The sequence below is a fragment of the Streptomyces sp. NPDC030893 genome (genome assembly GCF_055571535.1).
The window spans coordinates 502,820-519,517 of the sequence record NZ_JBVIFC010000001.1 but is presented as its reverse complement, the minus strand read 5'-3'; the positions used below and the strand labels follow the sequence as shown (position 1 = coordinate 519,517).

Genomic DNA, 16,698 nt, shown 5'->3' with positions numbered 1-16,698 from the left:
TGCCCCTCTCGGATCACTCGCCGCGGTACAGCTCGCGCTTGTCGATGTAGCGCACGACTCCGTCCGGCACCAGATACCAGACGGGTTCTCCCTTGGCGACTCTCGCACGGCAGTCCGTGGAGGAGATGGCGAGGGCGGGAACCTCCACCAGGGAGACACCGCCCTCGGGGAGTCCGGCGTCGGTCAGGTGGTGGCCGGGCCGGGTGACGCCGATGAAGTGTGCCAGGGAGAACAGTTCCTCGCTGTCGCGCCAGGTGAGGATCTGGGCCAGGGCGTCGGCGCCGGTGATGAAGAAGAGGTCCGTGTCCGGGTTGAGTGCGCGCAGGTCGCGCAGGGTGTCCACGGTGTAGGTGGGACCGCCGCGGTCGATGTCGATGCGGCTCACCGAGAACTGCGGGTTCTCGGCGGTCGCGATGACCGTCATCAGATAGCGGTCCTCGGCGGCGGAGACCGCGCGGTGGCTCTTCTGCCACGGCTGGCCGGTGGGGACGAACACCACCTCGTCCAGGTGGAACTGCGCGGCGACCTCGCTGGCGGCCACCAGGTGCCCGTGGTGGATCGGGTCGAAGGTGCCGCCCATCACGCCCAGGCGGCGCTTGCCGTGCGTGGCCGGGCCGCTGCCGGGGCCGGTAGGCATGTCCTGCTCTCCCATGCGAGCAGACCCTACCGGCCCGGTCCGGGCGCCCCGTCCGCCAGTGCCCCGCCGGGCCGGCCGGCGCGGGTCAGCGGTCGCGGTTGAAGCGGGTGGTGATCCACAGCAGGGTCAGCAGGGCCAGCAGGACGAGGCCGCCGACCAGGTAGGGGTTGAGACTCTGGTGGTTGCCGCTGTGCTCTCCGCTCTCGGCGGCGAGGGTGACCAACTGGGCAGCGGCGCTGGGGAAGCTCATCTTCGGCAGAACCAATCGCGAGTGGGCGGGACAGGACCAGCGCTCATCGTATGCGGGCCCCTCCGCGACGATCACGCCGACTCCGCCGTTGCGGGCGCGAGCCCGCCGGGGCAGGCAACCCTGCCGGGCTCTCAGTCGTCCTTCCGGCTGTAACCGCGCAACAGGAACCACGCGGTGAGCGCGCAGCCCACCAACATCACGAGCAGAATGATCCGGATCACAATCCCTGTTCCTCCCGGCCGTACCGCCGTCCGTACTGCCCGTCCACGGTATATCCGCCTAGGCTGGGGTTCGCCGCGGGGGAGCGAAGGGGCCGCAACGGGGCCCGCACAGGTCACTTGAGACGCATGGGGGAAACATGTCCGACGGCCACCAGCACAACGGGCACGAGAGCGTGCCGAGCAGGCAGCGCAGGCGCTTCCCCGGAATCTCCTCGCGGGCCTACGAACACCCGGCCGACCGCTCCGCGCTGGTGGCGCTGCGGAAGCTGAGCGGTTTCGACACGGTCTTCAAGGCGCTGAGCGGACTGCTGCCCGAGCGCAGTCTGCGGCTGATGTTCCTGTCCGACTCGGTGCGGGTCTCCGACCGGCAGTTCGCGCACCTCAACGACATGCTGCGGGACGCCTGCTACATCCTGGACCTGGAGAAGGTCCCGCCGATGTACGTCAAGCAGGACCCCAACCCCAACGCCATGTGCATCGGTCTCGACGAGCCGATCATCGTGGTGACCACGGGGCTGGTGGAACTGCTCGACGAGGAGGAGATGCGGGCGGTCGTCGGGCACGAGGTCGGGCACGCGCTGTCCGGGCACGCCGTGTACCGGACGATCCTGCTGTTCCTGACGTCGCTGGCGGTCCGGGTCGCCTGGATCCCGCTGGGCAACTTCGCGATCATGGCGATCGTGACGGCGCTGCGCGAGTGGTTCCGCAAGTCGGAGCTCTCCGCGGACCGGGCGGGGCTGCTGGTCGGGCAGGACCTCCAGGCCTCGATGCGCGGCCTGATGAAGATCGCGGGCGGCAACCATCTGCACGAGATGAACGTGGACGCCTTCCTGGAGCAGGCGGAGGAGTACGAGGCCGGGGGCGATCTGCGCGACTCCGTGCTGAAGATCCTCAACGTGCTGCCCCGTTCGCACCCGTTCACCACCGTGCGGGCCGCCGAGCTGAAGAAGTGGGAGGCCTCCCGTGACTTCCAGCGGATCATGGACGGCCACTACCCGCGCCGCGACGAGGACGGGGACGCCTCGGTGCGGGACTCCTGGCGGGAGTCGGCGAGCACGTACGCCGATGAGGTGAAGAACTCCAAGGACCCGCTGATGAAGCTGGTCAGTGACATCGCGGGCGGCGCCGGTGACCTGGGCGGACGGGTCCGCCGGGGCTTCGGCGGCTTCGCCTCGCCGGGGCCGAAGGCCGGGCCGTCGGACACCGACGGCGGGGAGACGCCGCGCGACGGCGCCTGAGAGGCGCGGGCCGGCGGCTCGCTCAGGGGGTGCCGGTCGGACGTGCGCCGCGGCTCGCTCAGGGTGCCGGCTGGGCGTGTGCCGCGAGCGAGCCGCACAGGACCGGGGCGGCGTCGGTGGCGTAGGGGTCGGTGACGGCGGGGCCGCCCTCGGCCGTCCGGCCGGCGAGCAGGGGGCGCAGCCGGGCGGCGGCGTCCTCGGCGCAGGACAGGGGCCCGGCCTGGACGCGGGCGTCGACGAGTTCCGCCCGGTGCAGGCGCAGGTCGTCGTGGTCGAAGCGGAAGCGCAGTTCGCGGCGGACGGTGAACAGCGAGGCCTGCGCGTCCGGGCCGGTGCCGGCCGGCCGCAGCGCGTAGACGAAGGTGTGGTCGGTGGTCACCTCGAGGGTGGCGGAGTCGGCCTCGGCGGCCTGCATGGTGCCGTGGACCCGGATCACGGGGTCGGCGAGTTCCACGCGGGAGGGGTCGAAGCGGACCAGCCAGCCGGTGGGCGCGTGCCGTCCGTCCGCGGCCGGGCGGTCGAAGCTCCGGTCGAACTGGTCGAACTGCCCCGAGTCGAGCAGTATCCGCACGGGGCGGGTCCGGCCGCCGGTGAGCACACCGGGGTCGAGGGAGGACCGTACGACGTAGTCCTTCGCGATGAGCAGGGCGGAGACCACCTGGCTGTCGGAGAAATGCGCGGTGCTCCGGGACGCCGGAAGGTTCACCCCTTCGGCGCCGTGGCGGAACTCCGCGGCCGGGCTGCGCTCGTACAGCCGCTCGACGTCGGCGCTGCCGGGCACCTTGCCCCGGGGCGCGAGCGGGACGACGGTCATCCGCAGCGGCTCGGCGGGCTGCTCGTCGGCGGGGGTCCGGTAGGGGTTGCGTACGCCCATGTAGACGGCGGTGCCGAAGGCCACCGCGATCAGCAGCATCAGGACCAGGGCCTGCCGGGACAGGCCGCCCCCGCGCGGGGGCCGGCTGCGGCGGACGGCCGGGGAGTGGTCGGTGATGCGCTCCTGGGCGGAGTACTCCTGGAGCCGGGCAGCGCGGACGAAGGACTCGTCGAAGACGACGGACCCGTACTCGTCCTCTCCGCCACCGGGGGCTCCCTCGGGCGTCCCCTCGGGCGGGTCCGAAGGCCCTCCCATATCTTCAGGGTGGGTCCGGGGACGGCGCCGTAAACGCCCGTCGGCACATCGGTTCCGGGCGGTCCGGCGCCGGTCGTCAGGGGCTGCCGCGGGGGATCACCGGGACGGTCGGCCGGGAGTAGTCGGCCGACGCGGAGGGTGCCGCCGTGCCGCCCCGGTCCACTCCCGTGGAGGCGGGCGGCGGGGCGGGGTTCTGCCGGCCCGAGGAGGAGCCCCGGTAGACGGCCGAGAAGGCGAGCGCGACCATGCCGATGCCCATCACCAGGGCGAGGATCCAGGCGACGGGGCGGTGCCAGCGGACCTGCCGGCCGTACGGTCCCGGGAAGCCGTGGTCGTCGTCCAGGGCGTCCGCGTCGTCGGGGCCGTCGTGGCGCGGGTCGCCGCGGTAGGTGCCGTATCCGTCGTCGTGGCGTCTGCGTCGCGCGCGGGCCCGGTGGGCCTCGGCCTCGGAGGCCTCGGCTCTGGCCCGGGCTGCGGCCAGGAGGCGTTCGACGGCGGTCGGCTCGTGCACCTCGGCCGCGCGTACGAAGTCCTCGTCGAAGACCACGGAGGCGAACTCTTCGTCCGACACCCCGCGGTCGTGGTCGTCGTCGGGCTCCCTGCCGTCCGGGAACGGCGTGCCCCCCACGTCCTCCGGCACGTCTCCAGAGTAGACCTGGGGGGTCATTTTGGGCAGACGGTATGGAAATTCGTCCGTCCGCCCGGGCGCCCGTCGCGGCGGATCACCGCCCGGCGCGGTTCAGCGCCGTACGTGTCCGTCGCCGGTGACGATGTACTTGGTGCTGGTCAGCTCGGGCAGGCCCATCGGGCCCCGGGCGTGCAGCTTCTGCGTGGAGATGCCGATCTCCGCGCCGAAGCCGAACTGGCCGCCGTCGGTGAAACGGGTCGAGGCGTTCACCGCGACCGTGGTGGAGTCCACCAACTGGGTGAACCGGCGGGCGGCCTGCTGCGAGGTGGTGACGATGGCCTCGGTGTGCCCGGAGGTCCACAGCCGGATGTGCTCGACGGCCCGGTCGAGGGAGTCCACGACGGCGGCGGCGATGTCGTGGGAGAGGTACTCGGTCTCCCAGTCCTCGGTGGTGGCCTCGACGACGGTGGCCCGGGAGTCCTTGGCGTACGCCATCACGCGCTCGTCGGCGTGCACGGTCACCCCGGCGTCGGCGAGGGCGTCCAGGGCGCGCGGCAGGAAGTCGGCGGCGATGTCCTGGTGGACCAGGAGGGTCTCCGCGGCGTTGCACACGCCGACCCGCTGGGCCTTGGAGTTGACCAGGATCTCGACGGCCGTGTCGAGGTCGGCCGCCGCGTCGACGTAGACGTGGCAGTTGCCGGTGCCGGTCTCGATGACCGGCACGATCGACTCCTGGACGACCGTGTTGATCAGGGAGGCGCCGCCGCGCGGGATGAGCACGTCGACCAGGCCCCGGGCGCGCATCAGCTCGCGCACGCTGTCGCGGCTCTCGCCGGGCACCAGCTGCACGGCGTCGGCGGGCAGCCCGGCGCCGTGCACGGCGTCGCGCAGGACGCGCACGAGGGCGGTGTTGGAGCGGTAGGCGGAGGAGGAGCCGCGCAGCAGGACGGCGTTGCCGGACTTGAGGCAGAGGGCGGCGGCGTCGACCGTCACGTTGGGGCGGCCCTCGTAGATGATCCCGACGACGCCGAGCGGCACCCGGACCTGGCGCAGGTCGATGCCGTTGGGCAGGCGGGAGCCGCGGACGGTCTCGCCGACGGGGTCGGGCAGCGCGGCCACGTCCCGCACGTCGGCGGCGATGGCGCGCACCCGCTCCGGGGTGAGCGTGAGCCGGTCGATCATGCCCTCGCTCAGACCGGCCGCGCGGGCCTTCTCCACGTCCTGGGCGTTGGCCTCGACGACCTCGCTCGCGCGGACCTCCAGGGCGTCCGCGATGGCGAGCAGCGCGTCGTCCTTGGCGGCGCGCGGCAGCGGCGCGAGGGTGGCCGCGGCGCCCTTGGCCCGGTAGGCGGCCTGGTTGACCGGGGACATCGAGTCGTACGGCGAGAGCGTGGTCATGTGGGGAAGGGTAGTGCGGGCGGCGGGCGCCGTCGGCGGTCATCCCGAACCATGAGACACGGGTTCAAAACGGGTGGACTCCGACGGGGGTGGCCAGGACCGGTCCGTAGCCGGCGGCGACACGCTGGTGGTAGGTGGGGCGGTCGATGACCTCCAGGCCGACGATCTCCCAGGGCGGCAGGCCCGCGGTCCGCCGGTGCTCGCCCCACAGGCGCAGCGCCACCGCGGCCGCGTCGTGCAGGTCGCGGGCCTCCTCCCAGTAGCGGATCTCCGCGTGGTCCTCGGCGTAGCGGCTGGTCAGGAGGAAGGGGTGGTCGTGGGCGAGCTGTTCCAGGGCCCGCCGGACCTCCGTGACCGGGGCCGGTGCGCCGGAGACGCTGAGGGTGACGTGCCACAGCCGGGGGAGGTCGTGGGGTTCGCCGCCCGGGAACCGGTCCCCGGCGGCGACGCCGGTCAGGGCGCGCTCCGCTCCGGCGGCCGCGCGGGCGCCACCGCGGGACGCCGTCGTACCGGGGCGCACTCGTCTCACGACGGCCTCCTTCACACGCGGACCGCCCGGGGGTCGGGCTGGCTTGTCCCTGCGACAAAGTTGAGCAGCCCGCCGCGGATCGCGGGGCGGTTTTGCGGAACGTCCACCACCGAGAGCGGACGTTTCGGCGCATTACGGATGCAAGAGCACCAGGTCGTCCCTGTGTACGACCTCACGTTCGTACTCGCGTCCGAGATCGCGGGCGAGTTCGCGGGTGGAGCGGCCGATCAGGAGGGGGATCTCCTTGGCGTCGAAGTTGACCAGTCCCCGGGCGACCGCCCGCCCCTCGCGGTCCCGCAGCTCGACCGGGTCGCCCGCGCTGAACTCGCCGTCGACGCCGGCGATCCCGGCCGGCAGCAGCGATTTGCGGCCCTGGACGACCGCGCGCACGGCGCCGTCGTCGAGGGTGAGCGAGCCCTGGGGGGTGGAGGCGTGCTGGAGCCACAGCAGGCGGTCGGCGGAGCGGCGCCCGGTGGGGTGGAAGTAGGTGCCGGTGTCGCCGCCCGCGAGGGCCTCGGCGGCGTGCACCGCGCTGGTCAGCACCACCTGGATGCCGGCGGCGGCGGCGATCCGCGCGGCCTCGACCTTGGTGACCATGCCGCCGGTGCCGACGCCCGCCTTGCCGGCGCTGCCGATCTCGACGTGGGCGAGGTCCTCGGGGCCCCTGACCTCCGCTATGCGTGAGGTGCCGGGGCGCGCGGGGTCGCCGTCGTAGACGCCGTCCACGTCGGACAGCAGCACCAGCAGGTCGGCGCGGATCAGGTGGGCGACGAGGGCGGCGAGCCGGTCGTTGTCGCCGAAGCGGATCTCGTCGGTGGCGACGGTGTCGTTCTCGTTGACGACCGGGAAGGCGCCCATCGCGAGCAGTTTGTCGAAGGTGCGGGAGGCGTTGCGGTGGTGGGCGCGGCGGCTCATGTCGTCGCTGGTCAGCAGCACCTGGCCGACCCGGACGCCGTAGCGGGCGAAGGAGGCGGTGTAGCGGGCGACCAGCAGGCCCTGGCCGACGCTGGCGGCGGCCTGCTGGCGGGCGAGGTCCGTGGGGCGGCGGCGCAGGCCCAGCGGGGCGAGCCCGGCGGCGATGGATCCGGAGGAGACGAGGACGATCTCCCGCTCTCCCCCGCTCCTGCGTTTCGCCAGCACGTCGACGAGCGCGTCCACCCGGTCGGCGTCCAGACCGCCCGCCGCGGTGGTCAGCGACGAGGAGCCGACCTTGACGACGATCCTGCGCGCCTCGTCCACGGCCCGCCTTGCCCCTGCCACCCTGTCGCCGCCCTCACGTCGATCCGTCGCCTCGCCAGGCAATCTACGCGAACCGGGGCGCGGGACGTGCGGCGGTCCACCCTCCGGACGAACGCGGGGCGACCGCGCCCTCACGGACCGCGTACGGCGAAATGGTTGCGTTGGTTGCCTGTAGAAATTAAAGAATTCCTGAAACTATTGTGACCGTCTGAGTCATATCAAGATCATGAAGGACGCCCAGTGAGACGCATCCTGCTCCGTTCGGGTAAGAATCCGTTCGACGTCGTACCCGTGGAGGAGGCTCTCCACCGGGATGTCATCGCGACCAACTCGGGCAACCTGATATTCAGCGACGCCGCGCACAAGATCCTCACCACCCCGGACACCGAGGTCGTCTCGAACGGCATGCGGACGGAGGTCGCCGCCGCCGGGCGGATCAACGACGAGTACGACGCCTTCGTCGTACCCCTGGCCAACGCGTTCCGGCCGTCGTTCGAGGGGGCGCTGCAGCGCCTGACCCGGCTGATCGACAAGCTGAAGATCCCGGTCGTGGTCCTCGGCGTCGGCGCGCAGACCGGGATCACCTACGACGCGGCCCGGCTGAAGGCCATGGAGCCGACCGTCCGCGCCTTCTGCTCGGCGGTCCTGGACCACAGTGCCTCGATCGGTGTGCGCGGCGAGTTCACCGAGCAGTACCTCAACGACATGGGCTTCAAGGACGTCGAGGTCATCGGCTGCCCGTCGATGTTCCTGCACGGCGACCGGCTCACCGTGGAGAAGAAGACGGCCGCGCTGGGCCCCGACGCGCGGATCGCGGTCAACGGCTCGCACACGGCGATGCGCGGCGGCGGCCTGCACAGGATCGTCACCCGCGCCCACGGGCGCTACCCGAACCTGCGCTACATCGGCCAGAACCTCACCGACGCCAAGCAGTTGCACTGGCGGGACGTGGACTCCCCGGCCGGCCGGATCACCCTGATGCCGACGCACCCGGACCACCCGATGTACCGGGAGGACAAGGTCCGCGTGTACATCGACCCGCAGACCTGGTTCGACGACCTGCGGGACTTCGACTACTCCTTCGGCTCGCGCATCCACGGCAACATCGCCGCCCTGCTCGCGGGCACGCCCGCCACCGTGCTGGCCTTCGACTCGCGCACGCTGGAGCTGTGCCGCTACTTCGAGATACCGCACCAGCGGCTCGACGCGACCGCCCCGGACACCGACCCCGCCGAGCTGTACGAGAAGGCCGACTTCGGCGCGCTGACCGGCAACCACCGTGAGCGTTTCGACCGGTTCACCACCTTCCTGGACAAGAACGGGCTGCAGAACACCTTCACGCACGGCGACGGGGGCAGGGCCTTCGACGAGAAGATCCGGTCCCTGCCCTTCCCGCCGGGCGTCCGCCCCTGGATCGACACCGACCCGGCGTCCCTCGCCGCGCGCCTCAACTGGATGCACGGCCGTCTCAGCGAGCTGACCGCGGACAACGTCAGGCTGAAGCGCGATCTGACCAGGGCCAGGTCCGGTACGAAGACGGCCGGCACGGCGCCCGCCGGCGGTTCGAAGAGCTCGGTCTACCGCCGCGCCCGGCGCGTGGTGGGCGGCCCGCTGCGGCGTGCCCTGCAGCCGCGCCAGGCCCCGCCGAAGGGCAGCGGAACCGCATAGCACGGCCGGGTCACTCCAGGGGTTCGGGACACGCGCGTGTCGTCGGGAGGGCGCCGCGCGTTAACCCGGGCGCCCGTTCTGCGACAACCCTGGAGTGACCGCAGTGCCCGTACCCTGGTCCCCCCGGCGGCCGGCCGCCGCCACACTGCTCTTCCCGGCCGCCCTGGCGGCCGCCTTCGCCGCGCAGGCGGTGGGCGCCCTGCTCCCGCACGTCCCCCTGCTGGTCGCCGCGACCGCTGCGTCCCTGGCGCTCGAAGGCATCCTCTACCGGTGGCAGCCCGGCGTGCTGTCGCTGCTCACGAAGGCGCACGCGGACATCACCGTCCGCTGCCTCCTGCGCGACCTGCTGCTCCTGGTGGGCCTGCTGCACCTGGGGGGACAGAGCCGGGAAGCGCGGTACGCGCCGCTCGTCGCCGGCCTGCTCGCCTGCTACGCCCTGCACTGCGCGATCCAGGCGGCGTCCGTGCTGGTCCGCCGCACCCGCACGCTGCCGGTGGTGACCCGCAACATCGACGCCTCGGCGCTCCGGCTCTCCCCCGCCCCGCCCGCGCTGCTGCGCCGTCCCGGCCACCGGCTGCTGGTGCTGGGCCTGCCCACGACGGCCGGCCTGGCGGCGACGGCGGCGACCGACGACACCCGGTGGGCGGCGGCCGGCGTGGCGCTGTCGCTGGCGCCGGCCCTGGCGGGCCTCGCGGTCCTGCTGCTCCGGCTGCTGCCCGGACGGCGTCCGGCGGGTGAGCAGGAGGTGCTCGACTGGTTCGACGCGTGGCTGGCGGAGTACCGGCCGACGGTCGGACTGTACTTCTCCGGCGGGGTGTCCTCCGCCTACCAGGCCGGCATGTGGCTGGAGCCGCTGGCCCGGCTGGACGCCCGGCCGGTCATCATCCTGCGGGAGCGGTTCATGGTGCCGAGGATCGCGGCGACCGACATCCCGATCGTGTGCCTGCCGAAGGTGCCCACGCTGATGCGGCTGGAGCACTCCACGCTCCAGGTGCTCATCCACCCCTCGAACTCCGGCAAGACCTCGCAGGTGCTGCGCATCCCCACGATCAAGCACGCCTTCGTCAACCACGGGGAGAGCGACAAGCTGTCGTCCTGCAATCCGTACGCGAAGGCGTACGACGAGGTGTGGGTGGCCGGTCCGGCGGCGCGCGAGAGGTACGCGCTGGCCGAGGTCGGGGTCGAGGACAAGGACGTGGTGGAGATCGGCCGCCCGCAACTGGACGCCGTACGCCCGTACGCGGGCCCGCCGGCCGGGTCCCGTACGACCGTGCTGTACGCGCCGACCTGGGAGGGCTGGGACGGAAACCCGGGCAACACCTCGGTGATCGCGGCCGGCGAGAACCTGGTACGGGCGCTGCTCGCCGACCCCGGGGTGCGGCTGCTGTACAAGCCGCACCCGCTGACCGGCTCGGTGGACCCGCGGGCGGGCGCCGCGGACCGCCGCGTCCGTGAACTGATCCACGCGGCGAACCGGTCCCGTCCGGGCCCGCGTCCCGAGCCGTCACCGGAACTGGCGCGGCTCACCGCGGAGTTGGACCGGCTTACCACGGCCGGGTTCCGCGCGGGCGCCGACCAGGTGGAGCGGATGCTCACCCAGGCCGCCCCCGAACCGGGCCGGGCGGACGCGGTGACGTACGGGACCGCCGCCTGGGAGGAGGCGTACTGGGCCTCGCTGCCCGAGGGGGAGCATCAGATCGTCACCGACGCCCGTCCCTCCCTCTACGCCTGCTTCAACGTCGCCGACCTGCTGATCAGCGATGTGTCCAGTGTGATCACCGACTTCCTGGCCAGCGGAAAGCCCTACGCGGTGGCCAACACCGGCGACCTCGCGGAGCCGGAGTTCCGCGCGGCCTTCCCGACGGTGGCGGCCGCGACGGTCCTGACGCCGGACGCGACCGGCGTGCCCGCGCTGCTGGACGCCGTACGGCACCCGGAGAGGGACGAACTGCGCGAGGCGCACGCGGAGTTGAAGCTGCGACTGCTGGGTCCGGCCGTGCCGGCCGCCCAGGAGCGGTTCGCCGCGGCCGTCGAGGCCCTGTGCACGGCGGCGCGGGAGCACCGGATCCGCACCTCGCCCCCGCTCACCGCCGAACTCCCCGCTCCGCGCCGGGAGACCGCCGCGGCCGCCGCCGGGCCGGCCGCGCTCACGCCGCGGCGGCCTTCCCCCCGGGTCTGAGGCCACGGAACCGGCGCAGGAGGCGGCGGACCTTGCGGGCGGCGCGGCGCGGCACGGTGGGCCTGCCGTCCTCGGTGTAACCGGGGACGGCACGGGCCTCGCGCGGGGAGGCCAGGTACACGGTGTCGGGAATGCCCGCCGCGCGGTCCCGGAAGTGCGGGTAGGCGAGGTAGGCATGGCGGCCGCGCCGCTTCAGCACGGCCTGCGGCTGCTGCTTCGTGCGGAGGAACTCGAGGACGTCCGCGAGGAGTTCCGGCCGCTGCTCGGCCACCAGGTGCAGCCGAAGCCGCTCCTCGACCTTGAGCAGCCGGGCGACGCCCGGTGTCCAGTGGCGTTCCATCAGGGGCCGCGCCAGCTCCAGTTTGCGGGCGCGCACCTCCTCGGTGTCCTTGAGGAACCGGGGGCCGAACTGGGGCAGCAGGGTGATCGTGAACGGCCGCAGCATCAGCCGGTCGCGGCGGGGCCCCTCGGGGACGAGGTCGGCGATCAGGTTCATCAGGGCGCGGGCGGAGTCGAACCGCAGGGCGTAGCCGCCGCTCTTGGTGACGTGCTTGCCGTCGTCGCGGCCCACCAGGTAGTAGCAGGTGTAGTCGGCGACCACCGAGACGCCGTCCGCCCGCAGGTACGCCTCCATGGTGAACAGCGCGTCCTCGCCGGTCCACAGGGATTCGTCGAACCGTAAACCGTGCCGGTCGAGCAGCGCGCGGCGGAACAGCTTCTGCGCGCTGAGCGTGTACTTGATGTTGGACGAGTGGACGTCGGTGCGCTCCAGCGTCTTGCGCCACATGGACTTCGGCGCACCGCGGTTGACCCCCTCGATCCGGCCCAGCACGACGTCGGTGCCGGCCCGGTCGGCCATGGCGACCATCCGTTCCAGGGCCTCGGGGCCCAGCCGGTCGTCGGCGTCCAGGAAGAAGACGTAGCGCCCGCTCGCCTTGGCCAGGCCCACGTTGCGCGGGCCGCTGGGGCCGCCGGAGTTCTCCTGCCGGATCACGGTGACCCGCATGGGCGCGCGGTCCGCGAACTCCTCCAGGTACTCCCCCGTACCGTCGGTCGAGCCGTCGTCGACCGCGACGACCTCGACGCGCTCCGGGCCGATGGTCTGCGCCTCCACGGACGCCAGGCACTCGACCAGGTACGGCATCGCCTCGTATGCCCCGATGATCACGGTGACATCAGGCTGTGCCACGGTCACGCTCCCTCTTCACAGGATGTTTCCCTCGTATCGCCTCAATCGCTACTCGTTAGACGGGTGTTCGAAGCAATCGGTTGTCCCGGCCCCTGGCTTTGGTGGCGCACCTCACACGAGGGTCCGGAGGCTGGTCGGACAGCGGAAAGGGCCCGGCCCGCGAAAAGCAACTCCTCGCGGGCCGGGCCCCGTTGGTTCGGCGAGGCCGGTCAGCGGGCCTCGGCGCCCTCCGTCTCGCTGTCCTTCGACGTCCGCGGGGCGGGCACCACGTCCACCGGCTCCACCTCGGGGCCGCCGGCCGTGATCCGGCTCTCCTGGCCGAGGTTGCGCGTCTCGGCCTTCAACGCGAGCTGCGCGACGGCCGTGTTGAACCGGTCGATGGAGGTCGGCTCGTCCGGGCCGAGCAGGTAGCGCTTGAGCTCCGCGCGCTCCCCGGCCAGCGGGTCGGCGGCCGGGTCGCGGACCGCGTCGAGCAGCCCGTCGAGCTCCGCGGCGTCGTTGGAGAGGATCACCGCGGCCCGTACCGCGGTGTTCTGCCGCTTGAACTCCTCCGCACCGAGTTCCGCGGAGTCCGTGACCGCGTAGGGCTTGCCGCTGGCGATGAAGTCGGAGACCACGCTGGAGATGTCCGAGACCATCGCGTCGGAGACGTTGAAGCAGTCGTACAGGCGCGGTTCGGCGCCCGTGATGACGCGGTGCTGCCAGTCGGGGAAGGAGTTCCAGTACGCGGTGTTCCACTCGGCGCGCAGCCGGGCGGTCTCCTCGTGCCGGACGAGGTCGACCAGCCCGTCGCGGGTGGCCTCCGCCTCGTCGCCCTTGTCGACGGCACCGGTCAGCTCGGCCAGCCGGGCCTCGATACGGGCCAGGTCGGCCTTGGCGCGGGTCTGGGCGGCGGTGTCGGTGGTGAACCGGGGGTCGGCCGCGCGGGCGGCGGCGGCCTTCTCGACCAGCGCGGTGATCCGCTGGTGGGCGGCCTTCGCCTTCGCGCTGCGGGTGCCGGTGAAGGGGTGCGGCTTGTACAGGACCCGCACGGCGGGGTCGGCCCGCACCAGCTTCTTCACGATGTTCTCGCCGGCCAGCAGCAGCGAGGTGTTGCCGGGGTTGTCGTCCCAGCCCTCCCAGGTCGGCGCGTACAGGATCGTCGGCATGCGGTCGCCGGGGGCGTCCTGCCGGGTCCGGATCGGGGCGAGCTGGGGGCGGCCGACCTCGGCGATGTCGTCGTCGCGGACACCGACGTCGGCGATGGCGTAGCGGTCGCGGCCCGCCCGGCCGGCCGTCCACACCTCGTCGTAGACCTTGCTGAACGGGTTGACGCTGGCGAGCTTGTCGCTGTCGCCGTGGCCGATGAAGACGTGCTTCATGGTGGGCACGCGCAGCAGGTGGATGTTCTTGCCGACGTTCGCGGCGTACAGGGCGACCCGCACGGTGGACAGGTCCATGTTCATCAGGTGCACCCCTCCGGGCACGCAGACGACGGGGACCGTGGTGGGGGCCAGCTTCTCCAGGATGACCTGCTCGCGCAGGATGACCAGCGGACGGGTGTCCAGCTGTTCCATGGTCTCCAGCCACATGTTCACCTGGTAGGCGGAGTCCTTGGAGCCGGAGAAGTACAGCACGGTCTCCGGGCGGTAGTCGCGCAGCCAGCCGTCCAGCGCGCCCAGCACCTTCTTGGCGTTCGGCGGGACCCGCCGGCCGCGCAGGTGGGGCAGCAGGGCGAGGATGTAGAGGGCGGCCAGGCCGACCGTGACGCCGATGCCGGTGTAGCCGACGGCGGCCGACTCCAGCCAGGCGCCGGCGAGGATGCCGGCGACCGCCGCGAGGTCGAGGTGGAGCATCTTCTCCGAGGCGCGGTGCGTCAGCGCGCGCGACGGGGCGTTCGGGATGCGGATGCGCGAGGCCACGTCGACGTTGCGGGTGGCGATCGGCAGGCTCCGGCGGTGGCGGACCAGGGTGGTGACGGCTCCGTGGCAAACCTGCAGACCGTAGAACCCGACGAAACAGGCGATCGCCCCGTAGTAGATCAGGTTGTCCGCGAGGTCCAGGCGGGCCAGCAGCAGGATCACCAGGAGCTGCCGGATCAGGAAGCGCATCGACAGGCCCGCCCGCACCTTGCTGAGGCGGTTGACCAGGTAGCTGCCCTTGCGGTGCAGATAGTGGTCCGCCAGGTACGTCACGGCGGCCGCGGCCGCGAAGGCGGGGATGCTCGGGATGAGCGCGGCCACCATGAGGCCGGTGTAGCCCAGCGTCATGAGGACCGCCGCGGCCAGTTCGGCCGCGCTGCCCACCCGGGCCACGCGTATAGCGGTGGATATCACGGAGAAACCTGCTCTGGGAGGGAGAGTGCCGGTTTTTTTGTGTCCGCGGTTATTCCGCGGGTACTCCGGAGGTCAAGGACTCAGGCCCCCGCGAAGCCCCGTTTATGCTGCGTTAACGGGAGACCGCAGGGGCCTGAATATCCGGAGTCTATTTGGCTTTGATTATTACATGCCGTCCTGACGGTCCAGTACGGAGGCCAGCGCCCCCTCGAATCCGGACGCCCGCGCCGCGTCCGCCGTCGGGTCCTGCTGCCGTACGTCGATGACGTGGCCGGTGAGCTCCGACAGCAGCACGTCCAGCGAGGTCCGGGCCACCGCCTCGGAGGAGAGCAGGCTGCCCGCGGGCTCCTGGCCGAAGGCCTTGGTGCGCATCGGCGTGGCGGTGCGCTCGGGGTTGATGCAGTTGACGCGGACGCCGTCGCCGGCCCATTCGTCGGACAGCGCCTGGGTCAGGTTCACCATGGCGGCCTTGGTCGAGGAGTAGAGGCTGTACTCGGCGCGTCCGCGGGTGTAGCTGCTGGAGGTGTAGAGCAGCAACTGGCCCTTGGTCTCGGCGAGGTACTTGTAGGCGGAGCGCGCGATCTGCACGGGGGCCAGGTAGTTGACCTTCAGCGCCTCCTCGATGGTGGCGTTGTCGGTCTCGGCCAGCTTGCCTATGCGCAGGACGCCCGCGGTGTTGACGACGTAGTCGATGCGGCCGGTCTCCGCGTACGCCTTGGACAGCGCGTCGTCGACCTCCTCCGGGTTTTCCACGTGGGTGCCGGTGGTGGAGCGGCCCAGGGCGAAGACGGTGGCGCCGTAGGACTCGGCGAGCCGGGCGATGTCCTGGCCGATGCCGTAGGAACCGCCGAAGACCACCATGGTCCTGCCGGTGAGCAACTGGCGGTAGGCCTCCTCGCCGTTCTGCTCGGGCGCGGCGGTGGAGCCGAGCTGGAAGAGCTTGTCGGCGATGAACACGTCGACGGGCTGGGTGACCTTCATGTTGTACTCGTCACCCGCGACGACGTGGATCGGCACGTCCGGCAGGTACTTGAGCACGACGGAACAGTCGTCCGTGGCCTGGAAGTTGGGGTCGCCGGCGGCGACCTCGTAGGCGCGGCGGATGGTGGACAGCTTGAAGGCCTGCGGGGTCTGGCCGCGGCGCAGCCGGGAGCGGTCCGGGATCTCGGTGATGAACTCGCCGTCCTCGCCGTGGGTGCGCGTGACGATGATGGTGTCGGCGGACGGGATGGCCACGTCGACGGCCTGGTAGCGCTCCAGCGCGGTCACGCAGTCGTCGATGACGCGCTGCGACAGCAGGGGGCGTACGGCGTCGTGGAAGAGGACGTTGCGGTCCTCGCCCTCGGCGAGGCCCTCGCCGAGCGCCGCGATGGCCCGCTCGGTGGTCTCGTTCCGCGTCGAGCCGCCCTCGAGGATCTTGGTCACCTTGGTGAAGCCCGCCTTGGCGACGATCTTCTCCACGTCGGGCACGTAGCCCGGCGCCATCAGCACGATGATGTCGTCGATCGAGCCGGCCTTCTCGAAGGTGGCCAGGGTGTGCTCGATGACTGCCTTGCCGGCGATCTTCAGCAGCTGCTTGGGAATCGACAGACCCACCCGCTGGCCGGTGCCACCGGCCAGGATCACTGCGGTGGTACGGGGCTTGGCTATGTGCTGGGACACAGGTGACCTACCTTGGGGCGACAGGGAACTTCGAAATGGTCCCACTTGTGGTTACCGCAGTGCAAGGTGAGCGCCTCCCGCGGCATATGTGCACGCAACCCGTCATTCACCTAGGACTCCTGGTGCCTGGTGAGGGTTCCCTGAACGCGCTGTGAATTGTTGTGAGTAACTCCACAGGAGTTATGTCATTGCCGTGCGTGACGGACGGGACACGCCCGGCACTTGGCGGTGGGGTGCTGCGGCAGGGGCGGGCCTGGACCGGCGGGCCGACCGGACACCGCCCGGGAGCCGGTCGGCCCGCCGGTCCAGGGGCGGATGCGGTGCGGGCATCTTCACGCCGCGGGGGAAGGGACTGCACGAATTCTTCAAATAATCGATCCCTGTCCGTTCCGGTCGATCCCGGTCGATCCCTCGGA

13 protein-coding genes are annotated in these 16,698 nt (G+C 71.8%); 3 read left to right on the top strand and 10 right to left on the bottom strand.

The genetic code is table 11. The features are described 5' to 3' along the window. Positions 1-13 precede the first annotated feature (13 nt). A complete protein-coding gene (gene nadD, locus ACZ434_RS02225; protein WP_468450843.1) occupies positions 14-652 on the bottom strand; it encodes a nicotinate-nucleotide adenylyltransferase in 639 nt (212 codons plus the stop codon). Between the two features lie 70 nt (positions 653-722). Continuing rightward, positions 723-887, bottom strand: coding sequence for a hypothetical protein (locus ACZ434_RS02220; protein WP_468450841.1), 165 nt, complete (start codon positions 885-887; stop codon positions 723-725). A gap of 358 nt (positions 888-1,245) precedes the next feature. On the opposite strand from ACZ434_RS02220, the gene ACZ434_RS02215 reads away from it, so the two are divergent. After that, entirely contained in the window at positions 1,246-2,346 is a 1,101-nt protein-coding gene (locus ACZ434_RS02215; RefSeq protein WP_468450839.1) for a M48 family metallopeptidase, read from the top strand. 58 nt (positions 2,347-2,404) lie between these two features. Here ACZ434_RS02215 and ACZ434_RS02210 read toward each other — a convergent pair whose 3' ends face one another. The 5 genes from ACZ434_RS02210 to proB all read right to left on the bottom strand — a co-directional run bounded on the left by ACZ434_RS02210 (position 2,405) and on the right by proB (position 7,269). Continuing rightward, the gene (locus ACZ434_RS02210) at positions 2,405-3,475 is read right to left on the bottom strand and encodes an SCO2583 family membrane protein (protein WP_468450837.1); all 1,071 of its coding nucleotides are present in this window, start codon (positions 3,473-3,475) and stop codon (positions 2,405-2,407) included. A 76-nt stretch (positions 3,476-3,551) separates the two neighbouring features. Further along, entirely contained in the window at positions 3,552-4,115 is a 564-nt protein-coding gene (locus ACZ434_RS02205; protein ID WP_468450835.1) for an SCO2584 family spore wall biosynthesis protein, read from the bottom strand. Between the two features lie 99 nt (positions 4,116-4,214). Continuing rightward, a complete protein-coding gene (locus ACZ434_RS02200) occupies positions 4,215-5,501 on the bottom strand; it encodes a glutamate-5-semialdehyde dehydrogenase (RefSeq protein WP_468450833.1) in 1,287 nt (428 codons plus the stop codon). Between the two features lie 64 nt (positions 5,502-5,565). Then, entirely contained in the window at positions 5,566-6,021 is a 456-nt protein-coding gene (locus ACZ434_RS02195) for a hypothetical protein (protein ID WP_468451779.1), read from the bottom strand. 141 nt (positions 6,022-6,162) lie between these two features. Continuing rightward, a complete protein-coding gene (gene proB, locus ACZ434_RS02190) occupies positions 6,163-7,269 on the bottom strand; it encodes a glutamate 5-kinase (RefSeq protein WP_468450831.1) in 1,107 nt (368 codons plus the stop codon). A 240-nt stretch (positions 7,270-7,509) separates the two neighbouring features. Here proB and ACZ434_RS02185 point away from each other — a divergent pair, with 240 nt between their 5' ends. Continuing rightward, positions 7,510-8,937, top strand: coding sequence for a polysaccharide pyruvyl transferase family protein (locus ACZ434_RS02185; protein ID WP_468450829.1), 1,428 nt, complete (start codon positions 7,510-7,512; stop codon positions 8,935-8,937). Between the two features lie 103 nt (positions 8,938-9,040). Then, a complete protein-coding gene (locus ACZ434_RS02180; RefSeq protein ID WP_468451777.1) occupies positions 9,041-11,116 on the top strand; it encodes a hypothetical protein in 2,076 nt (691 codons plus the stop codon). Here the strand turns inward: ACZ434_RS02180 and ACZ434_RS02175 are convergent. From ACZ434_RS02175 to ACZ434_RS02165, 3 genes are all read right to left on the bottom strand, one after another. Next, positions 11,085-12,311 carry a glycosyltransferase family 2 protein gene (locus ACZ434_RS02175; protein ID WP_468450827.1) on the bottom strand — a complete coding sequence of 409 codons (1,227 nt, stop codon included), beginning with the start codon at positions 12,309-12,311 and terminating at the stop codon, positions 11,085-11,087. The two genes, ACZ434_RS02180 and ACZ434_RS02175, sit on opposite strands and share 32 nt — an antisense overlap. A gap of 203 nt (positions 12,312-12,514) precedes the next feature. Further along, on the bottom strand, positions 12,515-14,590 hold the full coding sequence (locus tag ACZ434_RS02170; protein ID WP_468451775.1) for a hypothetical protein: 2,076 nt from the start codon (positions 14,588-14,590) through the stop codon (positions 12,515-12,517). A 195-nt stretch (positions 14,591-14,785) separates the two neighbouring features. Continuing rightward, entirely contained in the window at positions 14,786-16,282 is a 1,497-nt protein-coding gene (locus tag ACZ434_RS02165) for an SDR family NAD(P)-dependent oxidoreductase (protein ID WP_468450825.1), read from the bottom strand. Between the last annotated feature and the right edge of the window lie 416 nt (positions 16,283-16,698).

Bases quoted from the DNA above. Each gene is read 5' to 3' on its own strand.
- nadD (WP_468450843.1), bottom strand. From the start codon at position 652: ATGGGAGAGCAGGACATGCCTACCGGCCCCGGCAGCGGCCCGGCCACG.
- ACZ434_RS02220 (WP_468450841.1), bottom strand. From the start codon at position 887: ATGAGCTTCCCCAGCGCCGCTGCCCAGTTGGTCACCCTCGCCGCCGAG.
- ACZ434_RS02215 (WP_468450839.1), top strand. From the start codon at position 1,246: ATGTCCGACGGCCACCAGCACAACGGGCACGAGAGCGTGCCGAGCAGG.
- ACZ434_RS02210 (WP_468450837.1), bottom strand. From the start codon at position 3,475: ATGGGAGGGCCTTCGGACCCGCCCGAGGGGACGCCCGAGGGAGCCCCC.
- ACZ434_RS02200 (WP_468450833.1), bottom strand. From the start codon at position 5,501: ATGACCACGCTCTCGCCGTACGACTCGATGTCCCCGGTCAACCAGGCC.